Genomic DNA, 26,279 nt, shown 5'->3' on the forward strand with positions numbered 1-26,279 from the left:
GACGGCCGGGGATATGCGACCGTCACAGCCACTCGAGAACCTGCTCGATGAGGATCCCGACGCCGATGACGGTCATCGCGATCCCGGCGAGGCGGGTGACCAGCGAACTCGCGCGCGGGCGGGTACGCAGCAGGCGGCGGGCGAGGAGTCCGACCGTCGTGTAGACGACGGCGATGTTGAGCAGATGCAGTCCGCCGAGGGCGAGCATCTGCGTCGTCGATGACCAGCCGGCCGGGCTCGTGAATTGCGGCAGCAGCGCAAGCAGGAGGAGCAGTCCCTTGGGATTGATGCCGCTCACCCCTGACCCGCGCAGGAACTGGGACCATCCTCCGGTCGCGATCGGCTCACCGCTCTCGGCGATGGGTGCCGGACGGCTGGCGAGCGTCGTGGCGCCGAGGAAGATCAGGTAGAGCGCGCCGACGACGGTCAGGGTCGTGAGCGTGACCGGATACGCGGTGACGAGCGCGCCGAGGCCCAGCGCGACTGCGACGATGACGACCGTGTAGCCGGCGAGCATCCCCAGGATGGATGGCGCGATCGAGCGGGCCCGCAGACCGGCCGAGATCGCGTACGCCCAGTCGGCGCCGGGGGTCAACGCGAGCATGACCGCGACCAGCCAGAACTGCATGACCAGTGCGATATCCATCGGTCCTCCTCAATCCGAGGAAGAGACTACGAAGTATCCCGCGAAAGGTGCTTCGATTCTTCGCGTCAGGCGGGCTGTTTCCTGCAAGACTTGTCGCCATGGACGCACTTGATCGGGAGATTCTCTCGCTGCTGCAGGATGACGGCCGGATGAGCGCCACCCACCTGGCCTCGCACGTCGGCCTGAGCCTCTCCGCCTGTCATCGACGGCTCAAGGAGCTGGAGCAGTCCGGGGCGATCGAGCGCTACCGCGCGGTGGTGGCGCCGAAGGCGGTCGGCCTCACCTTCGAGGCGATCGTGTTCGTGACGATCGGGCGCACCGACAAGGACACCATCGTCGCGTTCGAGGAGGCCGTGGTGGCGATCCCGGCGGTGGTCGAGGCGCAGCGCCTGTTCGGTGACCCCGACTACATGCTGCGCATCCTCACCCGCGACATGGGCGCGTACCAGGAGCTCTACGACAACACCCTCGGCGCGCTCCCCGGGGTGCAGCGGCTCACCTCGACGATGGTGATGAAGCGGCTCGGCGCGGACCGTGCGGTGCCGATCCTCTGACGCGCCGAAGCGACACTCGCACAGGCGGTCACTCCCGTGCGAACCGCGCGGCCAGCGCCGGGTCGACGGCGACGTCGCCGAAGGATGCCGTCCACGCACCGTCCACCGCGATCGACTCGCCGCTGAGGTAGGGGGCTTCGTCCGAGAGCAGGAACGCGGTCACCGCGGCCACCTCTTCGGCACGGGCGATGCGTCCTATCGGCGGGCCCTCGGCGAGCCCGCGCTCTTCGGCGTCCGGGTCGGGTGCTGCGGCGATCATCGCTTCGAGGTGCGGGGTGCGCACGCCGCCCGGGGCAACCGTATTGGCACGGATGCCGAGACGGCCGTAGCTCACGGCCACGCTGCGGGTCAGCGCATCGATGCCGCCCTTGGTGAACTCGTAGGCGGCGTGGTGGGGGTGGCTGGCGCGGCCGTGGATCGAGCCGACGTTGACGATCGCCCCCGGGATGCCCTGATCGATGAACGCCGACACGGCGGTCGAGCAGCCCCAGATGTACCCGAACCCGTTGATGTCGAGGATCTCGCGCACGACGCTCTCATCGAGCTCGTGCAGCGGGGTGTGCTTGGTGATGCCGGCGTTGTTCACCCAACCGGCCAGCGGCGCCCGTGCGAGCGCGGCCTCCGCGGCCCGCTGGTGGACGGCGCGGTCGGAGGCGTCGCCGAGCACGACCTCGGCCACGATCCCCTCCTCGAGGGTCCCCGATCCGGGCGACCGTTCCAGCCCCACGACGACCCATCCGTCGGCGGTGAGTCGTTCGGCGATGGCGCGGCCGATGCCCTTTCCGCTGCCGGTCACCACGACGCTGCGTGCGGATTCGGTCATGACGTGTCCTCTCGGCGCTGTAGCGGCTCGGAAGCGAACCGCGTTTTGCTATAGCAATCACGAGCATAGCCGGGAGGACTGTCGTGGGCGCAAGCGGATCGGTGCGGAACAGCGGCCGCGGCTCCTCGTCGCGGAGGAAGGCTGCTCAGACCGCGACCGCGCTGATCGACGCGTGCGGGCGCCGGCCCTCCTGCACGCGGGCCTCACTGTCGATGACCGCGAACCCCGCCCGTTCCAGGTGCCCGGACATACCGCCGATCGACCAGAAGTGCGCGGTCGTGACGGCGTGCGCGAACGGCTTCCCGTCGGCGCCGTCGAAGAATCCGAGGAGCAGGGCGCCGCCATCGCGGAGCGCGAGCCGAGCCGCAGCGAGCAGGGCGGGAAGCTCCTCCGGAGCGGCATGGATCAGGGAGTACCACGCGAGGATGCCACCCAGCGAGCCGGGTTCGGTGCCGGACTCGGCGAGCGATGCGACGCGATAGGAGACGTGGGGAAACCGGGCGCTGGCCGTGGCGACGAAGTCCGGGACGAGGTCGATCCCCTCCACCTCGTTGCCTCGTTCGGCGAGGAACGCCGTCCAATGGCCGGGGCCGCACCCGGCATCGAGGATACGGCCCTCGACGCCGTCGGCCCACCGCCCGATCCACTCCCGGTCCACCGCATCCATCTGTGCGATCTCGCCGAAGAGCTCGGTGTACTCGGTCGCCCGTGCGGCATAGCCTTCGCGGATACGCGCGTCGCTCGTCGGGTTCGCCGTCACGGCAGGTCTCCTCGGGGATGGCGGATGGTGTGGGTGCGCCGGACTCATCTGAGCGCGATCGCACCCAGCCCGTCGGAGGCGATCGCTCCAGACGACATGCCGGGAACGAGGACGCACGGCTGATAGCTGACGCCTGGCTGTCGTGCCGCGGGATCGTCCGCCAGCAAAGCCTCGGCCGCCATCCTGCCCAGGCTGTTCAGCCGAGGGTCCACCGAGGTGAGGAATCGATCGGGGCTCCCGCTGTATTTCGACCAATTGTCGTAGCCGACCAACGCGACGTCGTCCGGGACCCGGACCCCCGCCTGTTCGAAGGCGCGGGCAACGCCGAGCGCGATGTAGTCGTTGCCGCAGAACACGGCATCGAACTCGCCCCGGCGTTCGAGGAGCTCGAGACCCGCTCGGTAGCCCCACGGGATGGTCCAGTCGCCGAACAGGGGTTCCGACAACGCGATCTCCGCGCCCGCGCCACCGAGCTCGGCGCGAAAACCGCTCAGACGATCCTGGACCGCACGCGAATACTCCATCGCGGTGACATGCGCGATCCTCGTTCTCCCCTGGCTAAGGAGGTGCCCGGCGGCCAGCCGCCCGGCCTGCACGTCGTCAGGAAGGAAGCACGTGTCTTCCGGGTTGTCCGAGAGTCCGAAGACGTGGATCACCGGCGTCTGGAACGACTCCGAGATCGAGGGGAACGGAACGTCTGTGCCGTCACCGACAACGATGATCCCGTCGACACGACGGGCCTGCAGCGTGCGGAGATTCTGCGGCCGGGCGGCGACATTGTCCTCGTCGTCGTAGACCAGCACGGCGACGTCGTGCTTGCTGAGCTCCCCGATGATTCCGGTGATGACCGGAGTCGAGAAGTTGCCCGATGCCTTCTGGGCGAGCACCCCGACCGTGAAGCTGCGGCCGAGCGCGAACGACTGGGCCAGCGCATTGGGCCGGAAGTCCAGTCGGCGCGCGGCCTCGTGGATGCGCTGCCTCGTCTCGGCGGAGACATGTCCGCCGCCGTTGAGCACGCGCGACGCGGTGGGGACAGAGACACCCGACTCCGCCGCGACATCCTTCAAGGTGACTGGCCTCATCGCGCTCCCTCCCCGCTCCTCATCCTCTCAGGATCCCATGGGCCTCCGAGCAGCGCGCATCTTCTATGACCCGGCGAGGTCCGAGATCGACTGCCCGGACAGCCAGGATTCGTTCATCGTGACCTCGGCGTCGGAGACCGCTTGCGCGAGTGCGGAATCGAACATCTCCCGCGCGACGACCTGCGCGGCGATCGTGCGATCTGCGGTATCGGCCATGTCCAGACCTTCGGCCGCGTCCGGTCGAGCGCGGATCGCGGCGTCCAGGGCTTCCGGATCATCTGTCAACGCGGCGGCATCCGCCTTCTCCTGCTCGGATGCCGCATCAGCCATCTCCTGGAACTCATACTGCTCGAGGGTCTTCTCCACCGGCCCATAGAGCACTTCCCCTGCCTGAGCGGCCGCCTCCCGGGCAGCGTTGTCGGCGCTCCACCGCTCGACCAGGCTCTCGAAGGACGCATCGTCGATGAGCGTGAGGGCGACCGCGCCCTGTCGACGGACGACTCCATCGGTGCATCGCGCCGCTGCACGGTCGACCAGAAGCTCGCCCGCGCGGCTGTCGCGCACCGGGTCCGCGTCGTCCACGGCCCATCCCTTCTTGGACGCGGTATCCCACACGGTGGCGCGAACCTGCCCGACGCAGTGCCGGAACTCATCCGCATGAACCGGTGTCCCGTTCACCGTCATCGCGGTGTCGTTCGTGGTGGAGCCCGGCGATGCGGGGGCGGGAGCACATGCAGAGAATCCCAGCGCCATGAGAAGGGCGATGCATGCCGCGACATACGGTCGTCTCACTGTCGTCTCCTTTCCATCTCGGCCGTAATCACGGCGTCGGTTCTGACTCCACCGGGTGCTCGAACGATCGATGCTCCGACCGCTCGAACACCCGGCGGTGAGGCGACTACTCGCCCTTCGGCACGACCGCGCCGTTGTAGGCGCCGATGTTCGGGCCTGTCGTCTCCGGCACCGCGTTGCCCCAGTAGTCGCGGCCTCCGTTGCCGGGGATGACACGACCGGCGGCGATCGCGGGCGATCCGGCCGTCAGCTTGTAGCCGTCGACGGTGCCGAGACCGTCGCCGCCCTTACCCGGGTCGGCGAACAGCGGATCGGCGTTGATGGCGTTGATGTCTGCCGTGGGGCCGTTGAACCCGTGGTAGACGTTGCGGTCGACCGTGATCCCCCGGTCGGTGTCGAACCGGGTCAGGCTCGAGCCGACGAAGATGTTGTTGGCGACCAGCGAGTTCGCGGCAAGCCGGATATCGAACGCGCCGCCGGGGTTGTAGAGCGTGTTGTTGTACATCTCGAGCTTGACATCGGCGTTGCCGCCGTTGCCGGCATTGACGATCCGCTCGCCCTGGGAGACGTTGTACCGCACGACCAGCTTGGGGGTGTCGGTCTGTGCCGGACCGAAGCACGTGAGGCACTCGAGGTAGAACCCTCCGGCGTTCTCATGGCTGTAGTTGTACTGGTACGTGCAGGAGCCGGTGATGCCCCAATCGCAGTCCCACCCCATCGAGTCGGGTCCTGGCTGGGTGCGGGCGGACTCGTTGAACTGAAGAACCGGATTCGCACTCGTATAGGCCCAGATGCCGGCGATGGCTTTACGGTTCACCGCGCCCTGTCCGGCGTCATAGCTCACGTTGCGCTCGACCAGGGGGTCGATGGAGACGCCGATCAGGATCGAGTCCGCGGCCGCGCGAAGCACGGAGTTGCCGCGGATGACGACGTTGCGGTTGTGGTTGATCGTGTCGTCCCCGTTCGGGGATCCGACGACCGCGATGCCCATCGATTTCACGTCGCGGATCGAGTTGTCCTCGATGGTGACCCCATCGAAGGACCCCGTGAGTCCGCTGGCCTTGGCCGGCAGCCGAACCTGGATTCCTGCCGAGACGTAGCGGTCCACGGCGTCTCGGTCCGAGCGGCCGGTGACGTCGTGCACATTCAGGTTCTTGATGGTGATGCCGGACTTCACCTCATTGCCGGTGTTCTCCACCAGCACGCCGCTGCGCTTTCCCTCCTCCGCAGCGATGTTCGTCACCTCCAGGTCTTCGACCGTCCAGTAGCTGACGTCTCTCAGGGCGACGGGCGCTTCGACAGCGCCTCCCCCATTGATGATCGGCTTCGCCCCGGTGCCGTAGCTGCCCAGGACGATACGTTTCGCGGAAGTGCCGCTCCCCGACGCGGTGAAGGAACCCGTGCAGGTCGTCCCGGTTTTGAGTCTGATCGAGTCCCCGGCAGCGAAAGACCCACCGGGAGCCTGGATCGCGGCGAGCGAGTTCCACGGGCTGTCCTGCGTGCCGGTCCCGTTGGCCGTCGCTGCGCAGTCGACGAAGTACGACGCATCCTCGGCCTGAGCGGGAGGCGCTCCGGGCCCGATCAGGGCCAGGAACGCCACGGCGGCAGCGATCGCCGCTGCGGCTGCGGTCCTCACGTGACGCGGCTTCTGTCGTGTTGCCGCGATGGCGGCTGGAGCAGAATGCATTTTCTCTTCCTTTCTTCAGAGGTCCGAGCGGGCGCTCAGACCGGGGGTCAGGTCTTCACGGCACCCGCCGACATGCCGGCGACGACGTAGCGCTGCAGGAAGCTGAACACCAGAACGAGAGGCAGGACACCGAGCAGCGCTGCCGGGAACAGGGTCGTGGGCTCCACCGTGTTCGGGTCGATCAGGGCGTAGGCGTTGGCCATGATCGTGCGGTTCTGCTCGCCCTGGAGGAACACGAGCGGCACGATCAGGTCGTTCCATACGACGAGGCTGATGTACGTCACCAGGGTCGCCGTCACGGGAGCAAGCAGCGGGAAGATCACGACGAAGAAGATGCGCAGCGGACCCGCGCCGTCGATCGCCGCGGCTTCCTCCAGCTCCGTCGGCACCTGGCGCATGAAGCTCGTGTAGAAGAACACGGCGATCGGCAGGTTCATGGCCGTGTAGACGAGGATGACGCTGAGATGCGTGCCCAGGATGTGCAGATCACGCACCAGCAGATACAGCGGCGCGATGAGCACGTAGATCGGGATCGTGGTCCCGATGATGAACACGCGGTACGTGGTGTTCGTCCAGGAGCGTCCGATCCGGCTCAGCGGGTAGCTGGCCATGGCCCCGAAGGCGACGGTCAGCACGCAGGAGGACACCAGGATGATCAGGGTGTTCGCGACGCTCTGCGCGTAGTTGATGCGCTGGAAGGCATCCACGACGTTGTCGAGGGTGAGGTGCTCGGGCCAGCCGAGTGGATTCGCCGACACGTCAGCGGCCGGTCGGATCGCTGTCAGCACCGCGAAGGCGAACGGCGTCACGAGCAGGGCGACTCCGATGATGAGCCCAATGTCGCCAAGCCGCCGTTTACCGGCGTTCCACAGTCGGTGGTCGCGTGACCCGGTCGGTGCGGGGAGAGATGCGGACATGGGCTCAGATCCTTTTCTCGCGCATGCGCAGCACCGACGTGGCGACGCTGCTGAGCACGACGACGATGACGAGAAGGAGGACCGCGATCGTCACTCCGTAGGCGAACTCGCCCGCCCCGCCGAAGACCTTGCGGTAGACGAGGAGGGTGAGCGTGGTGGTCGACCCCGCGGGACCGCCGTTGGTGAGCACGAACGGGAACTCGAACACCTTCAGCGAGCCGATGAGGGAGAGCGTGATGTTCACCGTGAGCGACGGTGCGAGAAGGGGCCACTCGATCGTGCGGAAGCGGCGGAATCCCGTCGCACCGTCGAGGTCGGCGGCTTCCAGCACGTCGGCGGGCAACGCGAGGTATCCGGCCAGGAAGATGGCCGCGGAGTATCCGGCGAACATCCAGATGTTGACCAGGGCCACGGCGCCCAGTGCCGTGCCCGGCTCCCCCAGCCAGATTCGGGTGAGGGAGTCGAGCCCGAGGGCGCGGAGCACCTCGTTGATCGTTCCATCGGGTGCATAGAGGTAGGAGAAGATGAACGATGCCATCACCGGAGCGACGAGCGTCGGCATGAGGATGAGGACGCTGACCGGCTTGCGGATGCGCGGCCGGTTGTAGAGCGCTCTGGCCAGAAGCAGCCCGAACAGGTTCTGGAAGACGACGACAAAGACGGCGTAGATCACGGTGGTGCCCACCGCTCGGAGCACCTCCCCGTCGGTGAGCAGTCGCGAGTACTGCTCGAATCCGACGAAGTCCGCCCGAGGACCGCCGCTGCTGTCGGTGAAGCTGAGCCAGAGGCCGTTGGCCAGCGGGTAGAGGATGAGGAGCCCGTAGACGACGAGCGCGGGAAGAAGGAACCCGAGAGCGACGAGGGGACGTTTGGAGATCATGACACACCTTCAGCGAGTGCGGTGCGGCCGCCGCACACAGCGCAGCCGCACCAGGAACGGGACTACTCCGCCTTCTTCGCGATCCCGTCCATCTCGTCGAGGAACTCGTCGACGGTGATCTCGTCGAGGAACAGCGCCTGCAGGCGAGAGCCCATCTGCGTCTGCACGTCTCCCGCCATCCAGGTGTTCGTCTGCATGAAGCGGTAGTTCCCGGCCTCGTAGGACGCGAGGAACTCGGCCGTCGCGTCGGTCTGAGGGCTCGTGCCCGATGTGAACGGAGAGATCGCGTTCTCCGCCTCGAGGAACAGATCGAGGTTCTCGGGCTGTGACCAGAAGTCCACGTACTTCTCGGCGGCCTCCTTGACGGGAGACGCCTCGTTGACACCCCACATCGTGCCGACGAACAGCAGCTCGTTGGGGTCGACCCCCGCCGCCCCACCGGGCCACGCAGTGAACCGGCTGTCGACACCGGCTTCGGCGACACCGCCGAGGTTCCATGCGCCCTGGAGCCAGAAGCCCGTGTCGCCCGCCGTGAAGTCGTCGACGCCCTGCGACCACTCGTCTTCGCCGAGCTCGGTCTTCCAATCGATCAGACCCTGCTCCTGCAGGTCGAGCAGCTGCTCGACAGCCGGCTTCCAGTCCGAGAAGCTCGCATCGCCGCGGTAGAACTCCTCGTCCCAGCCCTTGTCGACGGTCGTGGCCGCGGCATTGAGCAACGCCATCGCGCCCGTCCACCCCGCCTTGTCGGGAAGGGTGATGGGGACATGGCCGGCAGCCTTCAACTTGGCGAGCGCATCGACGAAACCGTCCCAGTCCTTCGGCACCTCGGTCACGCCGACCTCGCTGAGCAGTTCCGTGTTCGAGTACAGGCCGACGCCGATGGCTTCCATGGGCATGGCGAGCACATCGCCGTCGTAGGTCGCGAAGCTTTCGACCTCGGGCGTGATGTCGTCGGCCCATGACGCCGAGGACAGGTCTGCGAGGTATCCCGACTTCCCCCAGGTCGCGAGAAGGTTGCTGTCGAGCATGATCACGTCGGCAGCGTTGCCGGCCAGCAGCTCGGGCTGCACGCGTTGCGAATAGGCCTCATTCGCGGGGATCGCCTCGAACTCGAGTTCGATGTCGGGGTTGGCCTTCTCGAAGGCCGCGTTGATCTCGGCGACATTCGCGGGCTCACCTTCGCCGCCCTTCCAGCCGTACACCTTGAGGACGGTCCGACCGTCTGCGGTCGTCGTCGACGGACTGCCGGATGTGCATCCGGCCAGAACCAGCACCGTCACGACGGCGGCGAAGGCACTGGCGGAACGCATCATTCGTTGCTGCGGCTTCTTCATCGAAGGATCTCCTTATCGGGAAGCGAGGACGTCGTCGAGGGTCGTCTCATGACCCAACCGATATTTAGGTAACCGGTTGCCTAAACGTTGCTGGCGAGCGTAAATTGATGCGCGTTGCCTTGTCAAGTGCTCGCAGCTGCGGGCGACGAAACCCCGACCACGCCCTGGACGAAGAGAGCCGATGCCCACCGCCACGCATGCCACTCCGGCACCTCACGCCGCGAGTTCCGTCCACCGTTCCCGCCTGGAGTGGTTCCGCTCCGCCTCGTTCGGACTGTTCATCCACTTCGATCAGGCGAGCCAGCTCGGAGTCGACCTGTCCTGGCCGATGGTCGGGCTCACCAGCGACGACGGCTCGGGCGTGCACGCACGACGGGCCGTCGACTACTTCGCCGAGGCGGACCGATTCGATCCTCGGGAGTGGGATCCTCGGGCGATCGCCCAGGCGGCGAGGGGGGCGGGGATGCAGTACGCCGTCTTCACGACGAAGCATCACTCGGGCTGGGCGTCGTGGCCGAGCGCGGCGACGCCGCTCAACATCTCCACGTCTCCCTATGGGGCGCGCGGGGGCGATCTCGTCCGCGACTACGTGGATGCCTTCCGGGAGGTGGGACTGCGCATCGGGCTCTACTTCTCGGTTTCCGACTGGTCGGACCCCGACTACCCGGCCTGGCGCGCGGAGTTCGCGCCGTACGGGTTCGAGGAGTATCCGCGCGCGACGCCCGCGCAGTGGGCCGGATATCGCGAACGGATGAAGGCGGAACTCACCGAGCTGCTCACGAACTACGGGCGCATCGATCTGCTGTGGTTCGACGGCGGGTGGGAGCGCACGGCAGAGGAATGGGACAGCGCCGATCTGGAGAGGCACATCCGGTCCCTTCAGCCGGATGTCGTCCTCAACGACCGCATCCCCGGAATCGGCGACTACGTCACGCCGGAGCAGTCGATCCCTGCCGAGCTTCTCCACGACGCATGGGAAGCGTGCATCACCATGAACGACACGTGGGGATGGGATCCGGACGACCAGGACTACAAGACCACCGCGCATCTCATCCGCACACTCGTCGACTGCGCCGCGAACGGCGGCTCGCTCCTGCTGAATGTGGGACCGAGCATCACCGGCGCTCTGCCGGCGAAGGAAGAGGCGACGCTGCACGAGATCGCCGACTGGATGCGCACCCACCGCGAAAGCGTGATCGGCGCGCGACCGGGGCTCGAGCCCTGGCAGTTCTACGGCCCGTCGACCAGGAACGCGGACGACCTGTATCTGCACCTCGTCGCCTGGCCGGACGAGACCGCCACCGTGCGGGGCGTCCGGCCTCAATCCGTGCTCGGCGTCGAGCTCCTGACGACGGGAGAAGACCTCCCCTTCCGAGCCATCGTCGACCCCGCGCACGCCCGGGACGACGACCCCCTGGGCAACCTGGTCATCTCGATCCCGCAGGCCCGGCCGGCAGGCCCTCTCCCCGTGATCCGCATCCGTTTCCGGGAAGGAACGCCCCGGGTCTTCGGGTAGCCCACGCGGAACGAGGGTGCCGGCGTGGACCGGCTGGGCGCATGCATCGACGACTTCACCCGACGCGTGCCGCAAATCCCCCTCACGCTCGACGAAGCTGCGAAGCTGGAGCCGTCGTCATCCCCCACCCCCGTCGCCTTCATGCTCCTTCCAGAGCGGGAACTGCAGGGGCCTCGAAGCAGGAGCCGTCCCGTGAGCGTCGCGTCCGCCCTTCCCCTCATCCGCCGCCCGCTCACCGATGGCTGGCGCGTCCGTCCGAGCGCCGGTCCCGCACAGGTGCCCGGGGCGTGGATCCCCGCCGTCGTCCCAGGTGTGGTGCATCTCGACCTGCTGCGGGCAGGCCTCGTCCCCGACCCGTACCTCGACGACAACGAGTCCGCGCTGGCGTGGATCGGCCTGGTGGACTGGACCTACGAGGGCAGCTTCGTCCTCGAGGCGGATGACCAGGCGGCCGACCGTCACGAGCTCGTCTTCGACGGGCTCGACACCGTCGCCACGGTCACGGTGAACGGGAACGTGATCGCCGAGGTCGCCAACCAGCATCGCTCCTATCGCCTGGATGTGACCGCGCTGCTCACCCCGGGCGACAACACGGTCACCGTCGCCTTCCGCAGTCCCGTCCGATACGCCGACGCGCAGAGCGTGGCGCTGGGTGCGCGCCCGCGCCCCTACCCCTCGCCATTCAACGCCCTGCGCAAGTCGGCGTGCAGCTTCGGCTGGGACTGGGGCATCGCCACCGCCTCGAGCGGCATCTGGCGCGAGGTGCGTCTGGAGTCCTGGTCGGACGCCCGTCTGAACGACGTCCGCGTCCATGCGACGCCGGACGGCACGGATGGCACGGTACGCGTCGCCGTCGAAGTCGAGCGCGCCTCGGCACTCCCGCTCGACCTGACGGTCGACGTCGCGGGAACGGTCCGCACGGTACCGATCGCCGCCTCGGAGACGTCGGCGGAGATCGAGGTCTCAGTGAGCGACGTCGAGCGCTGGTGGCCCGCCGGCCATGGCGACCAGCCGCTCTACGACGTCGATGTCGCCCTCCTGTCCGAGGGCACGGCTCTCGACTCCACGACGAGGCGAGTCGGTTTCCGCGACCTGCGCTGGGACACGACGGCGGATGCCTCCGGCACGCCGTTCACCCTGATCGTGAACGACCGCCCGATCTACGTGAAGGGTGTCAACTGGATTCCGGACGACGCGTTCCCGAGCCGCGTCGACCGCGCGCGGTATCGCACCAGGCTCGAGCAGGCGAAGAACGCGAACCTCAACCTCATCCGCGTCTGGGGCGGGGGGATCTATGAGTCCGAGGACTTCTACGATCTCGCCGACGAGCTCGGCCTGCTGGTCTGGCAGGACTTCCTGTTCGCCTGCGCCGCCTACGCGGAGGAAGATCCGCTGCGTGGCGAGATCGAGGCGGAGGCGAGGGAGAACGTGTCGCGCCTCGCCCACCGTGCTTCACTCGCTCTGCTCACCGGCAACAACGAGAACACCTGGGGATACGAGGACTGGGGTTGGAAGACCCTGCTCGACGGCAAGAGCTGGGGCGCGCGCTACTACTACGAACTGTTCCCCGCGATCATCGACGAGCTCGCTCCGCACGTGCCGTATGCCCCCGGAAGCCCCTTCAGCCCCGGCGCCGGGTGGGACGGGCGTCAACAGACCGGACCGCACCCCAATGCCGAGGCGCACGGCTCCATGCACCTGTGGGAGCAGTGGAACCGCCGAGACTGGCCGACCTACCGCGACCACCGCCCGCGTTTCGTCGCCGAGTTCGGGTGGCAGGGCCCGCCCACCTGGCCGACGCTGAAGCGATCCATCTCGGACGACCCGATCACCCCCGACTCCCCCGGCATGATCGTGCACCAGAAGGCGGCGGACGGGAACGCGAAGCTGGGCGCGGGACTCGTCGCGCACTACCCGATCCCCGACGACATCGAGACCTGGCACTGGGCCATGCAGCTCAATCAGGCGAATGCGGTGGGTTTCGCGCTCGACTGGTTCCGCTCGCTCGCCCCGCACAACGCCGGCGCGATCGTGTGGCAGTTGAACGACTGCTGGCCCGTGACCTCGTGGGCGGCGATCGACGGCGACGGACGGGAGAAGCCGCTGCTGTTCGCCATCGAGAAGGCCTTCGACCCGCGAGTGGTGACGGTGCAGCCGGCGGGCGAGGGCCTCGAAGCGGTGCTGCACAACGACACCGACGACACCTGGTCGGGCAGCGTCTCGCTGCGACGGATCGGCTTCGACGGCGCGGTGCACGCCTCCGCCGAGGCGGCGGTGTCGATCGAACCGCGGGGGTCGGCACGTGTGACCGTTCCGGATGCCGTCGCTTCGCCCGGCGACGTCGCCGCGGAACTGATCGTCGCCGAGGCATCCGGCATTCGCGGACTCTGGTGGTTCGCCGAGCCCCGCGACAGCGCCCTCGCCGAGCCTCGTCTCGCCGCCGAGGTGGAGCGCATCGACGGCGGCGGGCATCTGGTGACCGTCACGGCGGGTGCACTGGTGCGCGACCTCACCCTGCTCGTCGACCGGCTCTCCCCCGACGCCCGGGTCGACCGTGGTCTGGTGACGCTGCTACCCGGCGAGCGCGCGGTGTTCCGCGTCGACGGCGTCGACCAGCTCGACGCCGTCACGGTGCTCGATCCCCTGGTCGCGCGCTCCGGCAACCAGCTGGTCGCCGGAGCCTGACGCCGGGACCACACCGGCCGCCACTGAACAGGCGAAGGGCCTCCGCACGGGCGGAGACCCTCCACTGTTCAGGCCCGGGGCAGCCGCAACGTCGCGAGCTGGAACGGACGCAGCGCCAGACGGATGCCGTCGGCATCCTGACCCGCCAGCACCGCCTGCTCGCTCTCACGCTCGAGCAGGTCCACTTCGCTGGCGTCGCCGCTCGGGAAGCCCACCGTGACCGTGGCGTCTGCGCGACGCCCGAGCGCCTCGTACAGACGGACGATCACGTCGCCGCTGCCGTCTTCGGCGAGCTTGACCGCCTCGACCAGCACACCCGGGTGATCGATCGAGATGAGGGGCTGCACATCGTCGGCGCCCTCGATGCGGCGCTCTGCGAGGTTCGTGCGGTACCCCTCGGCGATCGCGTCGACGAGCTCGCCGCCGACGACGATGCCCACCTCCAGATGATGCCGCCCCTGGTCCTGCTGCGGGTCGGGGAACAGCGCGGCCCTGACGAGCGAGAGCCGCACGGTCGAGTACGTGCCGCCCGTCTCACGCGGGTGCCGGGTGATGTCGTGGCCGTAGGTGGAGTCGTTGGTGACCGCGACGCCGAAGTCGCTCTCCCCCACTCTGACCCACCGATGCGCCACGGTCTCGAAGCGCGCAGCATCCCACGAGGTGTTGGTGTGGGTCGGACGCACGATGTGCCCGAACTGGACCTCGGAGGCGGCGTGGTCGGTGTGCACGTCGACGGGGACACTCAGCTTGAGCAGCTTCTGCCGCTCGCGCCAGTCGACGTCGATGGCCAGCTTCAGGGTTCGCGACCCCTCGTCGAGACGGATGCTGTGCACCAGCGTCGACGCGCCGAAGGAGCGCGAGATCACCACGCCGCCGCCGACGATCTCGATGCCGTCCACCTCGAGGAGGTCGGTGACGTTGCGGCGATAGTGCTCGTCGATGTCCCAGGCGTCCCACTGCGTCGGGGTGTCCCGGTGCAGCTGGAAGACGCCGGCGCTCTGGCCGGCCGGCACGACCTCACGGCCGCTCGCCCGGTCGATGATCGAGGTCAGCACCCCGCGGGCGTCGATCGTCGCGCGCACGAGCCCGTTGTCGAGCACGAACCCGCCGTCCACCGCGACCGGCGCGACCGGTGCGGCCGCATCCGCCTCGCCGATCGACAGTGCGCCGACCGAGTCGTGTCCGTGCGGGGCCGCGTTGGCCACGAGGCTGCGCGTGCCCTCACCTACCAGCGCACGCAGCGAGTCGGAGATGATCTGCTCGAGCTCCACGGCGATCGCCGCGTAGTTGCGCTCGGCATCCTGATGCACCCAGGCGATCGACGTTCCGGGCAGGATGTCGTGGAACTGCTGGAGGAGGACGAGCTGCCAGAGGCGCTTCAGCTGCTCGGCCGGGTAGGCGCGTCCGGTGCGGACGGATGCCGTCGCCGCCCACAGCTCGGCCTCGCGGAGCAGGTGTTCGCTGCGACGGTTGCCCTGCTTGGTGTTCAGCTGACTCGTGTACGTGCCGCGGTGGAACTCGAGGTACAGCTCGCCGCTCCACACCTCGGGCGACGGGTACTCGGACTCGGCCTGCTCGAAGAATGCCCGAGGCGTGGAATGCCGGGCGACCGGCGACCCTTCCAGCGACCCCGCACGCTCGACCTGCGCCGCCATCTCCCGGGTCGGTCCGCCTCCGCCGTCGCCGTAACCGTATGGCAGCAGCGAGACACGGGCTCGACCCTTGTCCTGGAAGTTCCGCTGCGCATGCGCGAGATCGGCCTGCGAGGCGTCCGAGTTGTACTTGTCGACCGGAGGGAAGTGCGTGAACACGCGCGTGCCGTCGAGCCCCTCCCAGAGGAAGGTGTGATGCGGCATCCGGTTCGTCTCGTTCCAGGAGATCTTCTGCGTGAGGAACCACTTCGATCCCGAGGCCTTGATGATCTGCGGAAGGGCACCGCTGTAGCCGAAGGAGTCGGGCAGCCAGACCTCGGGGGTGTCGATCCCGAACTCGCGAAGGAAGAAGCCCTTGCCCTCGACGAACTGACGGGCGAGGGCTTCGGAGCCGACCATGTTCGTGTCCGACTCGACCCACATGCCCCCGACCGGGACGAAGCGGCCTTCGCGCACGCGCTCGACCAGACGCTCCCAGATCTCCGGGTAGCGCTCCTTGATCCAGGCGAACTGCTGCGCCGACGAACTCGCGAACACGACGTCGGGGTTCTCGTCCATCAGCGAGAGCACGTTCGAGAAGGTGCGCGACACCTTGCGAGCCGTCTCGCGCACCGGCCACAGCCAGGCCGAATCGATGTGTGCGTGCCCGACGGCATGCAGCACGTGTGCGCTGGCATGGGCGGGACTCGCCAGCACCGCTCGGAGCGCCTCACGGCCCTCGGCCGCCGTGCCCGCGACATCATGCGGGTCCACGAGGTCGATCATCCGGTCCAGTGCCTGCACGATCTCCGCCCGCCGCGGCGACGCAGCATCCAGCTCGCCGAGGAGCCCGCGCAGGATCACGGTGTCGTCGAGCAGCGACTCGACGGTCAGATCGCGCAGGGCCACGTCGACGACGCGGAGCACGTAGATCGGATCGGCACCTGCGGTCTCGGGGTCGCCGAGCGCGGTCGGGTCGAACGTGAAGATGCTGCCCACGTCGGGATTCGACGCCGCCTCGAGCAGCACGTCGATGCGGCCGTCCGACTGCACCGCCGCGGCGACCGCGTTGTTGAACGGCGAGATGCCTTTGATCGGACTCCCGTCGAGACCCCAGACGAGAGCCTCGGCCTGGAAGCCGCTCTGTCCGGCCGTGAAGCCGAGGTCCACGACGAGCTCTGCCCGGGTGCCGTCGGGGAGATCGCCGGATGACGTACGCCATTCGGTCGGGACCTCCCCGCTCACACGGAACCAGGTCGTGCCCCACGGGCGCCCCCACGGGGTGCCGACCGCGGTCGGCGTGTAGTCCGCCTGCATGGCATCCGTGAAGGGCACCGGCTCCCCCGGCACCTCCCACGCGCGCACCTCGAGCGGGTGGCTCAGGCGGTGACGCGCCGGACGGAGGCGCTCGCGGATGAATCGGTCGATGCGCATCTCGATGAGCGCGGTGCGGTCGTGCATGTGTGGTGCTTTCTGGATCGTGGGGATTGTGCGAGGAGGCTGTGGATCAGCCCTTGACGCCGCCGGCCAGCGCGAAGCTGCTGCCGGAGAGACGCTGCACGAGCAGGTACAGGACGAGGATCGGCACGGAGTACAACATGGCGAACGCGGCGAGCTGCCCGTAGGCGACGGCCCCGTTGGTGCCGAAGAAGGTGAAGATCGCGACGGCCGCCGGCATCTTCTCCGAGCTGAACAACAGGACGAACGGGACGAAGAAGTTCCCCCACGCCTGCGTGAACACGAAGATGAAGACGACGCTGATGCCTGGGCGCATGAGCGGCAGGACGATGGTCCACAGCGCCCGCATGGCGGAGGCGCCGTCGACCCATGCCGCCTCTTCGAGGGAGACCGGCACCGAGTCCATGAAGTTCTTCAGCATCCAGATCGCCATGGGCAATGACGTGGCGGCCATGAACAGGATCACGCTGACCTGCGAATCGAGCATCTTCAGCTGCACGAACAGCGCGTAGACCGGCACCATCATGGCCGTGATCGGCAGGCAGGAACCGAAGAGGACCGAGTACATGAAGCCCCGCTGGAACCGCGAGTTGTGCCGCGAGAGCGGATACGCGGCGAGCACGCCGACGACGACGGTGATCAAGGCGGTGCCGAACGAGATCAGCGCCGAGTTCCATAGCGGCAACAGCGTCATCGACCAGTCGAACACCGAGGCGAAGTTGTCGAACGTCACACTCTCCGGCACCGAGATCGACACGGTGGCCTTTGGGGACACCGAGGAGAACACGATCCACGCGATCGGCACGAGGAACACGACCCCGATCACGATCAGCACGGTGTTGGCGAGCCACGCGGAGCGGCGCTTCGCGGGCGTCGCGACGGAGATCCGCTGGCCGCGCCTCACTGCGGGGCGGACGATTGCTTCAGTGGCAGTCATCAGTCGACCTCCGGCTTGAGGATGCGGATGTAGAAGATCGCGAAGATCGCGCCGAGCACGAGGGTCACCGCAGCGATCGCCGTGCCGTAGCCGATCTGGGAGTACTGGAAGGCCTCCTGATAGGCGAGGACGGGAAGGGTCGAACTCGAGACGCCCGGACCTCCCTTGGTCATCACCCAGATGAGACCGAAGGTCCCGAGCGTCTGCAGGGTGGTGAGCATCAGGTTCGTCGAGATAGATCGGCGGATCATCGGGATGGTGATGAGGAAGAAGCGCTGGGCGGCGTTCGCGCCGTCGATCTGTGCAGCCTCCATCACCTCGGGCGGCACTTCGTTGAGGGCGGCCCCGTAGACGAGCATCGAGAACGCCGTGCCCCGCCAGACGTTGGCGAGGATGACGGCGAACATCGGGTACTCGATGAGCCAGCTCACGGCAGGGATGCCCACGGCCTCCAACAGCGCGTTGAGCGTGCCGTCCTTCGAGAAGTAGGCGTAGAGGGCGAAGGCTGCGACGATCTCGGGCATCACCCAGGCGACGACGACGAGTGCGCCGACCACGCTGTTGACCGACTTCGAACCGATGCGCATGAGCGCGGCGACGCCGAGACCCAGCACGTTCTGACCGATGATCGCGGAGAACAGCACGAAGACGACCGTGAGGACCAGTGCGGTCCAGAAGTTCGGGTCGGTGAACAGCGAGACGTAGTTGTCGAGTCCGATGAACTCGGGCTGCGCCGCCCGATAGCCCGTGAGCGCGCGGTTGGTCAGCGATCCCCAGATGGCGTAGATGATCGGCCCGAGCAGGAACACGACCAGCAGCACCACGGCGGGCAGCAGCGGAACCGAGCGCATCAGTTCGCGGAGCGGGGCGCGCCTCCCGGCCCCGGTCTGCACCGGGGCCGGGCTGTGCGTTGTGGAAGCGGAGGTCACTGCAGGGTTCCTACTCGACCTTGTCCGCGCCGACGATCTGGGTGAGCGCGTCGTCGTAGGTCTTGGCCGCGTCCTCCGGGCTCGCTTCTCCGGTGATCACCGATTCGGTGGCCTGCTGAAGCGCGCTGGTGATCTGCGAGTAGTCCGGCGTGGTCGGGCGGAAGTGCGTGTACTGCACGAGGTCGGAGAAGAACGCGAAGGTCGGGTTGTACGAGAGGTACGCATCGTCGGTCGCGACGTCTTCGCGGACGGCGATCTGGCTGTTCTCGGTGTCGTACTTGAGCGAGTTCTCCTGGTTCAATGCCATGGCGATGAAGTCGAAGGACGTCTGCGGGTGCTTCGTCTGAGCGCCGACCGCGAGGGTCCAGCCCCCGGACATCGAGGTGAAGCCGGGGTCGCCGCCGTCCTGCGTCGGCATCTTGGCGAGACCGATCGTGTCCTCCCAGCCGTCCCAGGCGCTTTCGCCGCTGATCCAGCCGCCGGGGAGCCACGACCCGTCGATGGCCATGGCGAGCTTCCCCTCGGGGAGCAGCTCCGTGGGGACGCGGCTGCCGATGTTCGAGTCGAGGGCGAGATCGAGCGGAGTAGCCAGATCGTTCTTGTAGAGCGTGTCGTAGAAGCCGAATGCATCCGTGAGACCCTCGGAGTCCACCGCCCACTTGTCGGAGTCGGCGTCGTACAGAGTGGACTCGGTGCCGTAGAGCAGCATCTCGAGACCCTGCATCGACGTCTGCTCACCGGCGCTCTTGCTGCCGTAGATGTTCAGCGGGATCAGGTCGGCGTCGTACGCCTTCACCGCTTCGGCGGCATCGAGGATGTCCTGCCACGACGTGGGCTGCCAGTCGGCGGGGAGTCCCGCCGCGGCGAAGATCTCCTTGTTGTAGTAGATCGCGCGGGTGTCGGTGCCCATCGAGACGCCGTAGGTGCTGCCGTCTCCGCCGAGCCCGGCCTCCTTGGCCGCGTCGTAGAACTGGTCCCAGTCATCCCAGTCGGCGAGGTAGTCATCGATCGGGAGCAGGTAGCCGGCAGCGGCGTCCGAGCGCAGCTGGAAGGTGTCCTCGTAGATCACGTCGGGTGCCGTGTCGGGCGAGCCGTTCATCAGGGCGAGCTTCGTGAAGTACTCGTCCTCGGACTCGATCGGCTGGAGCTTCACCGTCACACCGGGGTTCGCGGCCTCGAACTCGGGTTTGACCTTCTGGAAGAGATCGTCGAGCTGGTGGAACGCGGACGTCATCTGATAGGCGACCGTGATGGTGCGGTCTCCGCTGTCGGACGTCTCCGCGTCCTCGGACGCACTGCATCCCGAGAGGACGACCGCGCCGACCGCGATCGCGCCGATGGCGGCGAGGGGCTTGGTTCGCATCTGATTTGCTCCTTTGCATGCGGACCTCGCTGTTGAGGCCCTCAGACGGATAATCCTATCAAATGGGATAAATGGTTCGAGAGCAGCACGTAACAGTTCCGTCACGGAACGCCATTCCGTCCGGCCGCAGCGGCAGCCTGCCGTCAGCGGCTGATCATGAGCCGCGACGGCCGTGCCGTGAGGGCATCGTCGAGCACGAGGCACGCGGCACCGACCGCGGCTGAATCCGCTCCCATCTGCGAGGGGCGCAGGTGCACGGGTTCCGTGGACGTGCTGACGGCCGAGGTGTGCACCCAGTGATCAAGCGCCGGGAGAAGCCGTTCGCCGAGCCTCGACCACGCCGGGCCTCCGAGGACCACGATGCCGAGATCGAGGAGGTTGTTCACCTCGACGATCGCGGTCGCGAGGTGCCTTCCTGCGCGCTCCAGGGCTGCAAGCACTCCCTTGTCTCCGGCGGCGGCCAAGGACGACAGCAGCTCGAGCTGCATCCGTGCATCCGCCGTGCCGCTCGGCGAAGTCGTGCGCTCCGCCTGGGCCAGGAGCACCCTCGGCTCCATGATCACGCCGATGCAGCCACGCGATCCGCAGGTGCAGAGCGGTCCCTCCGGATCGACGACGATGTGCGCGATGTTGCCGGCGTTGCCCGTCCTGCCGTGCACCGGTGCCCCCGAGACGGAGAGCCCGAGGCCGAGGCCGGCACCGTAGTAGAGGAACATCGCGTCGGCGAGCTCTTGCCCCGCGTCGAACCACTGCTCCCCGACGACCGTCGCCACGACATCCTTCTCGAGCAGCGTCGGCAGCCCGCTGACCCTTTCCAGCTCGGTGCGCACCGACACGTTGTGCCAGGCGGGGAGGAGCGGCGGATTCAGCAGGCGCCCCGCGTCGCGGTCGAACGGGCCCGGCGCCGCCACACCGATCCCGAGCACGCGCTCGGCCGGAAGCCGCGCCTCGACGATGAGCGATCGGACACTCTCCCCGAGACGGCCCACGAGTTCGTCCGGCGACGCATCCGCGCCTCCGGGGGTCTGCTCGGTCCGCGCGACGACAGCGCCGGCGGCATCCACGACCACGACGGTGTCGACGGCCGGGTCGAGATGCACCCCGACCGCGTAGCGCGAGTCCGACCGCAGCGCGAGGAGCGTCCGCGGCTTTCCCGGCCCCGAGATGACCTTCCCGGTCTCCTCGATCAGTCCCTCGTTGGCAAGTCGGCGAGTGACATTGCTGAGCGTCTGCGTCGACAACCCCGTGCGTTCGGCGAGCTCGCTGCGGCTGAGCCCTTCCTCGGACCGGCGGATGAGGTCGAAGACGAGCGCCTGGTTGTACACGCCCACAGCAGGGAGGTTCGACCCACGCTGCATATTCCGCTCCTCACCCGTGCGCCTCCGTCGGCGCGTGAACCTCATGATCGCCGCGCAGCACCGCAACGGTCAAACCCGGGCTCGCGAGTTCGAGATTTCGCCCCCGCGCGTTGCGAGAGACGGTCAGTTGAAGTCTCCGCCCGGGGCCATGTCCATGAAGCGGGAGTAGTGACCCTGGAACGCGACGGTGATCGTGGCGGTCGGACCGTTACGGTGCTTTGCGACGATCAGGTCGGCCTCGCCGGGCCGCACATCCTTGTCGTACACCGAGTCGCGGTGCAGCAGGATGACCATGTCGGCGTCCTGCTCGATCGAGCCGGACTCACGCAGGTCGCTGATCGCGGGCTTCTTGTCGGTGCGCTGCTCGGGACCACGGTTCAGTTGCGACAGGGCGATCACGGGAACCTGCAGCTCCTTGGCGATGAGCTTGAGGCTTCGCGAGAACTCCGAGACCTCCTGCTGACGCGACTCGACGCGCTTGCCCGAGGTCATCAGCTGCAGGTAGTCGATGATGACCATGCGCAGGCCCTCGCGCTGCTTGAGTCGACGGCACTTCGCGCGGATCTCGACGAGCGTCATGTTGGGGCTGTCGTCGATGTAGAGGGGCGCGTCGTTGATGCGGCCTCGGGTCGCGGCGACGGTGGTCCAGTCGCGCGGGTCGAGGTTTCCCTTGCGCATGTTCTGCAGCGGGATCTGGCCCTCGGCGCTGAGCAGACGCATCGCGATCTCGCTCTTGCCCATCTCGAGCGAGAAGAAGACCGAGGGGATGTTGTGGCCGATGGATGCCGAGCGAGCGAAGTCGAGCGCGAGCGTGGACTTACCCATGGCAGGACGCGCGGCCACGACGATCATCTGCCCACCGTGGAGGCCGTTGGTGAGTTCGTCGAGCTCCCGGAACCCGGTGGGCACACCCGTCATCGAGCCGTCGCGGCCACTGGCGGCTTCGATCTCTTCGAGAGCCGCATCGACCGCGATCTGCAGCGGGACGTAGTCCTCGGCGGTCTCGGATCCGGTGATCGAGTAGATCTCGGCCTGAGCGTTGTTGACGATGTCGGTCGCGTCGCCCTCACCCGCGTAGCCGAGCTGCACGATGCGGGTGCCGGCGTCGACCAGGCGGCGGAGGATCGCGCGCTCCGAGACGATGCCCGCGTAGTAGCCGGCGTTCGCCGCGGTGGGGACGATCGAGGTGAGGGTGTGCAGGTAGTCGGCGCCGCCGGCGCGACCCAGCTCGCCGGTCTTGATGAGCTCGTCGGTGACGGCCACGACGTCGGTGGGCTCGCCGTGCGAGTAGAGCGAGAGGATCGCCTCGAAGATCAGCTCGTGCTTCGGGATGTAGAAGTCGGCGCCCTTGAGCGTCTCGATCACGTCGGCGACGGCATCTTTCGAGAGGAGCATTCCACCCAGCGCGCTCTGCTCCGCGAGGAGGTCGTGCGGAGGGGTGCGCTCCGGCGGACGCTGCCCTCCCAGGCGCTCCTCTGAGATGTCGGCGATCGACACAGTCTTCCCTTCGATGCGACGTTTCCGATGCGATGTTCTGATGAGGCGCTTCGGCGGCGGGGCCGCGTGGCTCTCGGCCGACGAACCGCTTCGCACAGCGAAACAGGTGCCTCCGACATTCGGTCGCTCGCCCACGCTACGAGCGACGGTTTCCACATGCAACACGGCCTGTGGATAACCATGTGGAAAGCGTGCGGACAAAGCCGGAGTGTCTGTGCACAACGGGTGTGGATAACCCCGTGGATGGGTGGGAGTTCAATCTTTTTTCTGCCGGTTGAACTGGTCTTTGTTGTTTCCCCAGCCTGTGGATGGGAATCAGTTTAAATCGCGCATTGAAGGTTGCCCCTCCGCGGAGGGGGATGTGTAGAACCTGGGGAAAGTCAAGCCGAGTTTTCACCGGGCGCGTCACAACCCGACATCCCCGGAAACGCGCGCAAAACCCCCTAGACAGAACCTCCCCTCGCGAGTATCGTCACCCGCAATCGACGCATCTGCGTCGACGTACGTTGCCTTCGGAGGGGGAGGTAGACGTGGACGTTTCGGCCACCCGACGCGGCGTTCCTGCCGTGGCCCTCTGGGGTGCCGTCGGAGCGCTCGCCTGGGCGACGCTCACCGTCCTCCTCGGAGGCGGTTCCGCGCACGCGGATGAGCAGCAGGACGGCCCGCTCGACGGGCTGACCTCGCTCGTGAATGAGACCGTCTCGACCGTCACCTCTCCCGTGGCGCCCGTCGTCTCGAAGGTCGTCGCACCCGTCGTGACGAAGGTCGTCGCCCCCGTGCAGAAGGCCGTTCCGGCCGTGGTCGAGACCGTGACGCAGGCCGTCGCCGAGACCCCGGTCGTGGGTCCCGCCACCGCCCCGGTCGTGCACGCCGTCACCGAGACGGCGGAGGCGGTCGTCGCACCGGTCACCGAGGCACTCACGGATTCGCCGGTATCGCAGATCACCGATCCGATCCTCGACACCGTCGCGGGCGTCCCCGTCGTCGGCGACCTGGTCTCTGATCTCGGCGTGATCTCCGCCGTGGACGACGTGGTCGGAGTGGTCGATGACACGACCGCCCTTCTCGGAGAGGTGACGAACGGAACCGTCCCGCCCGTGCTCGAGGCGCTCGATCCGACGACACCCGATCCGGCCCCCGGCACCGACGGCGTCATCGACACCCCCACGACTTCGGTCCTCGACATCGCGGTCACTGCGACGGCCGCCGCGCCGGCACCGATCCTCGGCGCCTCGGGCGTCGCTTCCGCGCGCGCCGCGGCCCTCTCGTCGTCGCCCGCCGTCTCCCTCGCGGGCTCGCAGTCTGCTCCGGCCGCGCAAGACACCGCGACTGCGCCCACCGGCTCCTCTTCCGGGAACCCGCCGGGCGCCCCTGCACCCGCTTCTTCCTCCGCCGGTCCCGGTGGAGGCTCCAGCCCTGCCCACGCGCGCCTCAGCGACGTGGATCCTGCTCCGCTCCGCGCTGGCGAGCGGACATCCGGCGCATCCGACGACGTTCTTCCTTCGTCGCCGGTCGCCGACACCGACGTCTCTCCTGACTGACGGTCCGTCACGTCGTTCCCCCGGGAACGACAGATGCCGTGCTGCGCGCGCACTCTCATCGCGCGCACCCATCAGACGATCCATCCAGTCAGGAGAAACGATCATGCGCACTTACCTCAAGCGGGCCCTGTGGGGCACGCTCATCGCCGGGGGCATCACGCTCCTCGGCGCGACGGCCGCGAACGCGGCCGAGACATCCGGAGAAGACGGACTGCTCTCCGGCACGCAGGCGGAGACAGCGATCACGGCACCGATCTCGGCGGTCGGCAACGCGATCTCCGTGCTCGGCGACGTCGTCGCGGCACCCGCACCCGCACCGGCTCCCGCGCCGGCCCCAGCTCCGGCTCCGGCCCCCGCACCGGCACCGGCACCGGCACCGGCTCCAGCTCCGGCGACCAGCGGGTCCTCGGGCACGGCATCCGGCACCCAGGCCGTGGTGACCGTGAACCTCCCTGTCACGGTGTCGGGCAACGCGGTGAGCGTGCTCGACGACAGCTCATCGACCAGCGCCCCGGCCGCAACTCCCCAGAACTCGGCTCCCCAGGCCGAGACCCCGGCCGGGGCGCCCCTCGTGACCACGAACGGTGTGGACGGCGTGCTCTCGGGCACGCAGGCGCTGCTCGCGGTCAACGCACCGATCACTGTCACGGGCAACGCCGTGTCCGTGGTCGGCGACACCGAGAGCGCCCCGTCGAGCGGAGAGGCAGCCGCAGCACCGGCATCCTCTGCGCCGGCCACATCGGGCGTCACGTCCGGCGACGACGGGACCGGCAGCGGCACGCAGGTGATCGCGCCCATCACGGCACCGGTGACGGTGTCGGGCAATGCGATCTCGCTGCTCGGCGACAGTGCGTCGACCGGATCCGGCACGGCCGGCACCGGCGACTCTTCCGCTCCCGCCACGACGGCGGGAACCTCAGGTGAGGACGCGACCCTCGGCGGCACGCAGGTGATCGCACCCGTCACGGCACCCGTGAAGGTGTCGGGCAACGCGATCTCCCTGCTCGGCGACAGCGCGACGACCGGATCCGGCACCGGCACCGGCACCGGTGGCACCACGGCACCCACCACCCCCGCCACCGGAGGCAACACCACCACCGGAACCGACGGCATCCTCGGCGGCACCCAGATCACCGCACCCGTCACCGCCCCCGTGGCCGTGACCGGCAACGCGATCTCCGCCCTCGACGACGCCACCGTCACCGGCACCGGCACCGGCACCGGCACCGGCGGCACCACGGCACCCACCACCCCCGCCACCGGAGGCAACACCACCACCGGAACCGACGGCATCCTCGGCGGCACCCAACTGGGACTGCCCGTGACGCTGCCGATCACCATCGGTGGGAACGCCATCTCGGTGGTCGGAGAGGCGACGGTGACCGACCCGGGCCCCGGGACCGACCCGGGAACCGACCCCGGCACCGACCCCGGCACCGACCCCGGAACCGACCCGGGAACTGACCCCGGAACCGACCCCGGCACGGACCCGGGCACGTCGTCCGGCGCCGCCACCGCCGCTTCTGGCGCGGTGACCGCGGGCCAGGCGGAAGGACTCGCCATGACCGGTGGAGCTCCCTCGGAAGGACTGATCGCACTCGCCGCAGCCCTGCTCCTCCTCGGAGGTGCGGGACTCCTGCGACGCCGTCGGCTGATGGCGTAGCGAAGACGCCGGTGGTGCGGTCGTCCTCGGGGGAGGAGACCCCGCACCGCCGGTGCGCCGCCGCGTCCATCCCCACTCCGACGGGTCCCCAGCTCGTCGCTCGACGCCGGCGCCACAAGGGCGGATGCCCCGTGGACCCCACCACGGGGCATCCGTCGCGCCCGCCGCGGCCTCAGTTCGCTCGGAGAACAGCAATTCCCTCGGCCTCTCTGCGGGAAAGTGGCCG

Annotated in this window: 20 protein-coding genes; 5 read left to right on the plus strand and 15 right to left on the minus strand. The window is 68.1% G+C overall.

The window, feature by feature from the left end:
- Positions 1 to 22 precede the first annotated feature (22 nt).
- Positions 23 to 646 (minus strand): LysE family translocator, encoded by a 624-nt coding sequence (locus ACFC14_RS05120; RefSeq protein ID WP_376101532.1) that lies wholly within the window; start codon positions 644 to 646, stop codon positions 23 to 25.
- Between the two features lie 98 nt (positions 647 to 744).
- Here ACFC14_RS05120 and ACFC14_RS05125 point away from each other — a divergent pair, with 98 nt between their 5' ends.
- The gene (locus ACFC14_RS05125) at positions 745 to 1,200 is read left to right on the plus strand and encodes an Lrp/AsnC family transcriptional regulator (protein WP_136041946.1); all 456 of its coding nucleotides are present in this window, start codon (positions 745 to 747) and stop codon (positions 1,198 to 1,200) included.
- A gap of 28 nt (positions 1,201 to 1,228) precedes the next feature.
- On the opposite strand, the gene ACFC14_RS05130 is transcribed toward ACFC14_RS05125, so the two are convergent.
- The 8 genes from ACFC14_RS05130 to ACFC14_RS05165 form a co-directional block, all read right to left on the minus strand.
- Entirely contained in the window at positions 1,229 to 2,023 is a 795-nt protein-coding gene (locus ACFC14_RS05130) for an SDR family NAD(P)-dependent oxidoreductase (protein ID WP_376101534.1), read from the minus strand.
- A gap of 145 nt (positions 2,024 to 2,168) precedes the next feature.
- Positions 2,169 to 2,783 (minus strand): class I SAM-dependent methyltransferase, encoded by a 615-nt coding sequence (locus ACFC14_RS05135; RefSeq protein WP_376101536.1) that lies wholly within the window; start codon positions 2,781 to 2,783, stop codon positions 2,169 to 2,171.
- Between the two features lie 44 nt (positions 2,784 to 2,827).
- Positions 2,828 to 3,865, minus strand: coding sequence for a LacI family DNA-binding transcriptional regulator (locus tag ACFC14_RS05140; RefSeq protein WP_376101538.1), 1,038 nt, complete (start codon positions 3,863 to 3,865; stop codon positions 2,828 to 2,830).
- Between the two features lie 63 nt (positions 3,866 to 3,928).
- Positions 3,929 to 4,657, minus strand: a complete 729-nt coding sequence (locus ACFC14_RS05145) for a hypothetical protein (RefSeq protein WP_376101540.1) — start codon at positions 4,655 to 4,657, stop codon at positions 3,929 to 3,931.
- Between the two features lie 106 nt (positions 4,658 to 4,763).
- Positions 4,764 to 6,293 carry a hypothetical protein gene (locus ACFC14_RS05150; RefSeq protein WP_376101542.1) on the minus strand — a complete coding sequence of 510 codons (1,530 nt, stop codon included), beginning with the start codon at positions 6,291 to 6,293 and terminating at the stop codon, positions 4,764 to 4,766.
- Positions 6,294 to 6,391: 98 nt separating this feature from the next.
- Positions 6,392 to 7,261, minus strand: coding sequence for a carbohydrate ABC transporter permease (locus ACFC14_RS05155; RefSeq protein ID WP_376101544.1), 870 nt, complete (start codon positions 7,259 to 7,261; stop codon positions 6,392 to 6,394).
- 4 nt (positions 7,262 to 7,265) lie between these two features.
- The gene (locus ACFC14_RS05160) at positions 7,266 to 8,141 is read right to left on the minus strand and encodes a carbohydrate ABC transporter permease (RefSeq protein WP_376101546.1); all 876 of its coding nucleotides are present in this window, start codon (positions 8,139 to 8,141) and stop codon (positions 7,266 to 7,268) included.
- A 62-nt stretch (positions 8,142 to 8,203) separates the two neighbouring features.
- Positions 8,204 to 9,475, minus strand: coding sequence for an ABC transporter substrate-binding protein (locus ACFC14_RS05165; protein ID WP_376101548.1), 1,272 nt, complete (start codon positions 9,473 to 9,475; stop codon positions 8,204 to 8,206).
- A gap of 181 nt (positions 9,476 to 9,656) precedes the next feature.
- Between ACFC14_RS05165 and ACFC14_RS05170 the strand changes: the two genes are divergently transcribed.
- Positions 9,657 to 10,991 (plus strand): alpha-L-fucosidase, encoded by a 1,335-nt coding sequence (locus ACFC14_RS05170; RefSeq protein ID WP_376101550.1) that lies wholly within the window; start codon positions 9,657 to 9,659, stop codon positions 10,989 to 10,991.
- A gap of 192 nt (positions 10,992 to 11,183) precedes the next feature.
- On the plus strand, positions 11,184 to 13,676 hold the full coding sequence (locus ACFC14_RS05175; RefSeq protein WP_376101551.1) for a glycoside hydrolase family 2 protein: 2,493 nt from the start codon (positions 11,184 to 11,186) through the stop codon (positions 13,674 to 13,676).
- Between the two features lie 68 nt (positions 13,677 to 13,744).
- Here the strand turns inward: ACFC14_RS05175 and ACFC14_RS05180 are convergent, their stop codons facing one another.
- The 6 genes from ACFC14_RS05180 to dnaB form a co-directional block, all read right to left on the minus strand.
- Positions 13,745 to 16,768 (minus strand): alpha-mannosidase, encoded by a 3,024-nt coding sequence (locus ACFC14_RS05180; protein WP_376101553.1) that lies wholly within the window; start codon positions 16,766 to 16,768, stop codon positions 13,745 to 13,747.
- 46 nt (positions 16,769 to 16,814) lie between these two features.
- Positions 16,815 to 17,702: a carbohydrate ABC transporter permease gene (locus ACFC14_RS05185; protein ID WP_376101555.1), complete on the minus strand. Its 888-nt coding sequence runs from the start codon at positions 17,700 to 17,702 to the stop codon at positions 16,815 to 16,817.
- Positions 17,702 to 18,631, minus strand: a complete 930-nt coding sequence (locus tag ACFC14_RS05190) for a carbohydrate ABC transporter permease (RefSeq protein ID WP_376101557.1) — start codon at positions 18,629 to 18,631, stop codon at positions 17,702 to 17,704. The genes ACFC14_RS05185 and ACFC14_RS05190 overlap by 1 nt, the downstream gene beginning before the upstream one ends.
- A 10-nt stretch (positions 18,632 to 18,641) precedes the next feature.
- Positions 18,642 to 19,994 carry an extracellular solute-binding protein gene (locus ACFC14_RS05195; protein ID WP_376101558.1) on the minus strand — a complete coding sequence of 451 codons (1,353 nt, stop codon included), beginning with the start codon at positions 19,992 to 19,994 and terminating at the stop codon, positions 18,642 to 18,644.
- A 143-nt stretch (positions 19,995 to 20,137) separates the two neighbouring features.
- Positions 20,138 to 21,352 carry an ROK family protein gene (locus tag ACFC14_RS05200; protein ID WP_376101560.1) on the minus strand — a complete coding sequence of 405 codons (1,215 nt, stop codon included), beginning with the start codon at positions 21,350 to 21,352 and terminating at the stop codon, positions 20,138 to 20,140.
- Between the two features lie 123 nt (positions 21,353 to 21,475).
- Complete coding sequence (gene dnaB / locus ACFC14_RS05205; RefSeq protein ID WP_136041971.1) at positions 21,476 to 22,849, minus strand: replicative DNA helicase; 1,374 nt, start codon at positions 22,847 to 22,849, stop codon at positions 21,476 to 21,478.
- Between the two features lie 530 nt (positions 22,850 to 23,379).
- Here dnaB and ACFC14_RS05210 point away from each other — a divergent pair.
- The gene (locus ACFC14_RS05210) at positions 23,380 to 24,390 is read left to right on the plus strand and encodes a hypothetical protein (protein ID WP_376101562.1); all 1,011 of its coding nucleotides are present in this window, start codon (positions 23,380 to 23,382) and stop codon (positions 24,388 to 24,390) included.
- 103 nt (positions 24,391 to 24,493) lie between these two features.
- A complete protein-coding gene (locus ACFC14_RS05215; RefSeq protein WP_376101564.1) occupies positions 24,494 to 26,053 on the plus strand; it encodes a hypothetical protein in 1,560 nt (519 codons plus the stop codon).
- Positions 26,054 to 26,279: the final 226 nt, after the last annotated feature.

It is taken from the genome of Microbacterium sp. NPDC055988, from assembly GCF_042269505.1.
Classification (GTDB): domain Bacteria; phylum Actinomycetota; class Actinomycetes; order Actinomycetales; family Microbacteriaceae; genus Microbacterium.

What these genes read in the sequence shown, in the direction of transcription:
- ACFC14_RS05120 (WP_376101532.1), bottom strand. Translation starts at nt 646, where the DNA reads ATGGATATCGCACTGGTCATGCAGTTCTGGCTGGTCGCGGTCATGCTC.
- ACFC14_RS05125 (WP_136041946.1), top strand. Translation starts at nt 745, where the DNA reads ATGGACGCACTTGATCGGGAGATTCTCTCGCTGCTGCAGGATGACGGC.
- ACFC14_RS05130 (WP_376101534.1), bottom strand. Translation starts at nt 2,023, where the DNA reads ATGACCGAATCCGCACGCAGCGTCGTGGTGACCGGCAGCGGAAAGGGC.
- ACFC14_RS05140 (WP_376101538.1), bottom strand. Translation starts at nt 3,865, where the DNA reads ATGAGGCCAGTCACCTTGAAGGATGTCGCGGCGGAGTCGGGTGTCTCT.
- ACFC14_RS05155 (WP_376101544.1), bottom strand. Translation starts at nt 7,261, where the DNA reads ATGTCCGCATCTCTCCCCGCACCGACCGGGTCACGCGACCACCGACTG.
- ACFC14_RS05160 (WP_376101546.1), bottom strand. Translation starts at nt 8,141, where the DNA reads ATGATCTCCAAACGTCCCCTCGTCGCTCTCGGGTTCCTTCTTCCCGCG.
- ACFC14_RS05165 (WP_376101548.1), bottom strand. Translation starts at nt 9,475, where the DNA reads ATGAAGAAGCCGCAGCAACGAATGATGCGTTCCGCCAGTGCCTTCGCC.
- ACFC14_RS05170 (WP_376101550.1), top strand. Translation starts at nt 9,657, where the DNA reads ATGCCCACCGCCACGCATGCCACTCCGGCACCTCACGCCGCGAGTTCC.
- ACFC14_RS05180 (WP_376101553.1), bottom strand. Translation starts at nt 16,768, where the DNA reads ATGCACGACCGCACCGCGCTCATCGAGATGCGCATCGACCGATTCATC.
- ACFC14_RS05185 (WP_376101555.1), bottom strand. Translation starts at nt 17,702, where the DNA reads ATGACTGCCACTGAAGCAATCGTCCGCCCCGCAGTGAGGCGCGGCCAG.
- ACFC14_RS05195 (WP_376101558.1), bottom strand. Translation starts at nt 19,994, where the DNA reads ATGCGAACCAAGCCCCTCGCCGCCATCGGCGCGATCGCGGTCGGCGCG.
- ACFC14_RS05200 (WP_376101560.1), bottom strand. Translation starts at nt 21,352, where the DNA reads ATGCAGCGTGGGTCGAACCTCCCTGCTGTGGGCGTGTACAACCAGGCG.
- ACFC14_RS05215 (WP_376101564.1), top strand. Translation starts at nt 24,494, where the DNA reads ATGCGCACTTACCTCAAGCGGGCCCTGTGGGGCACGCTCATCGCCGGG.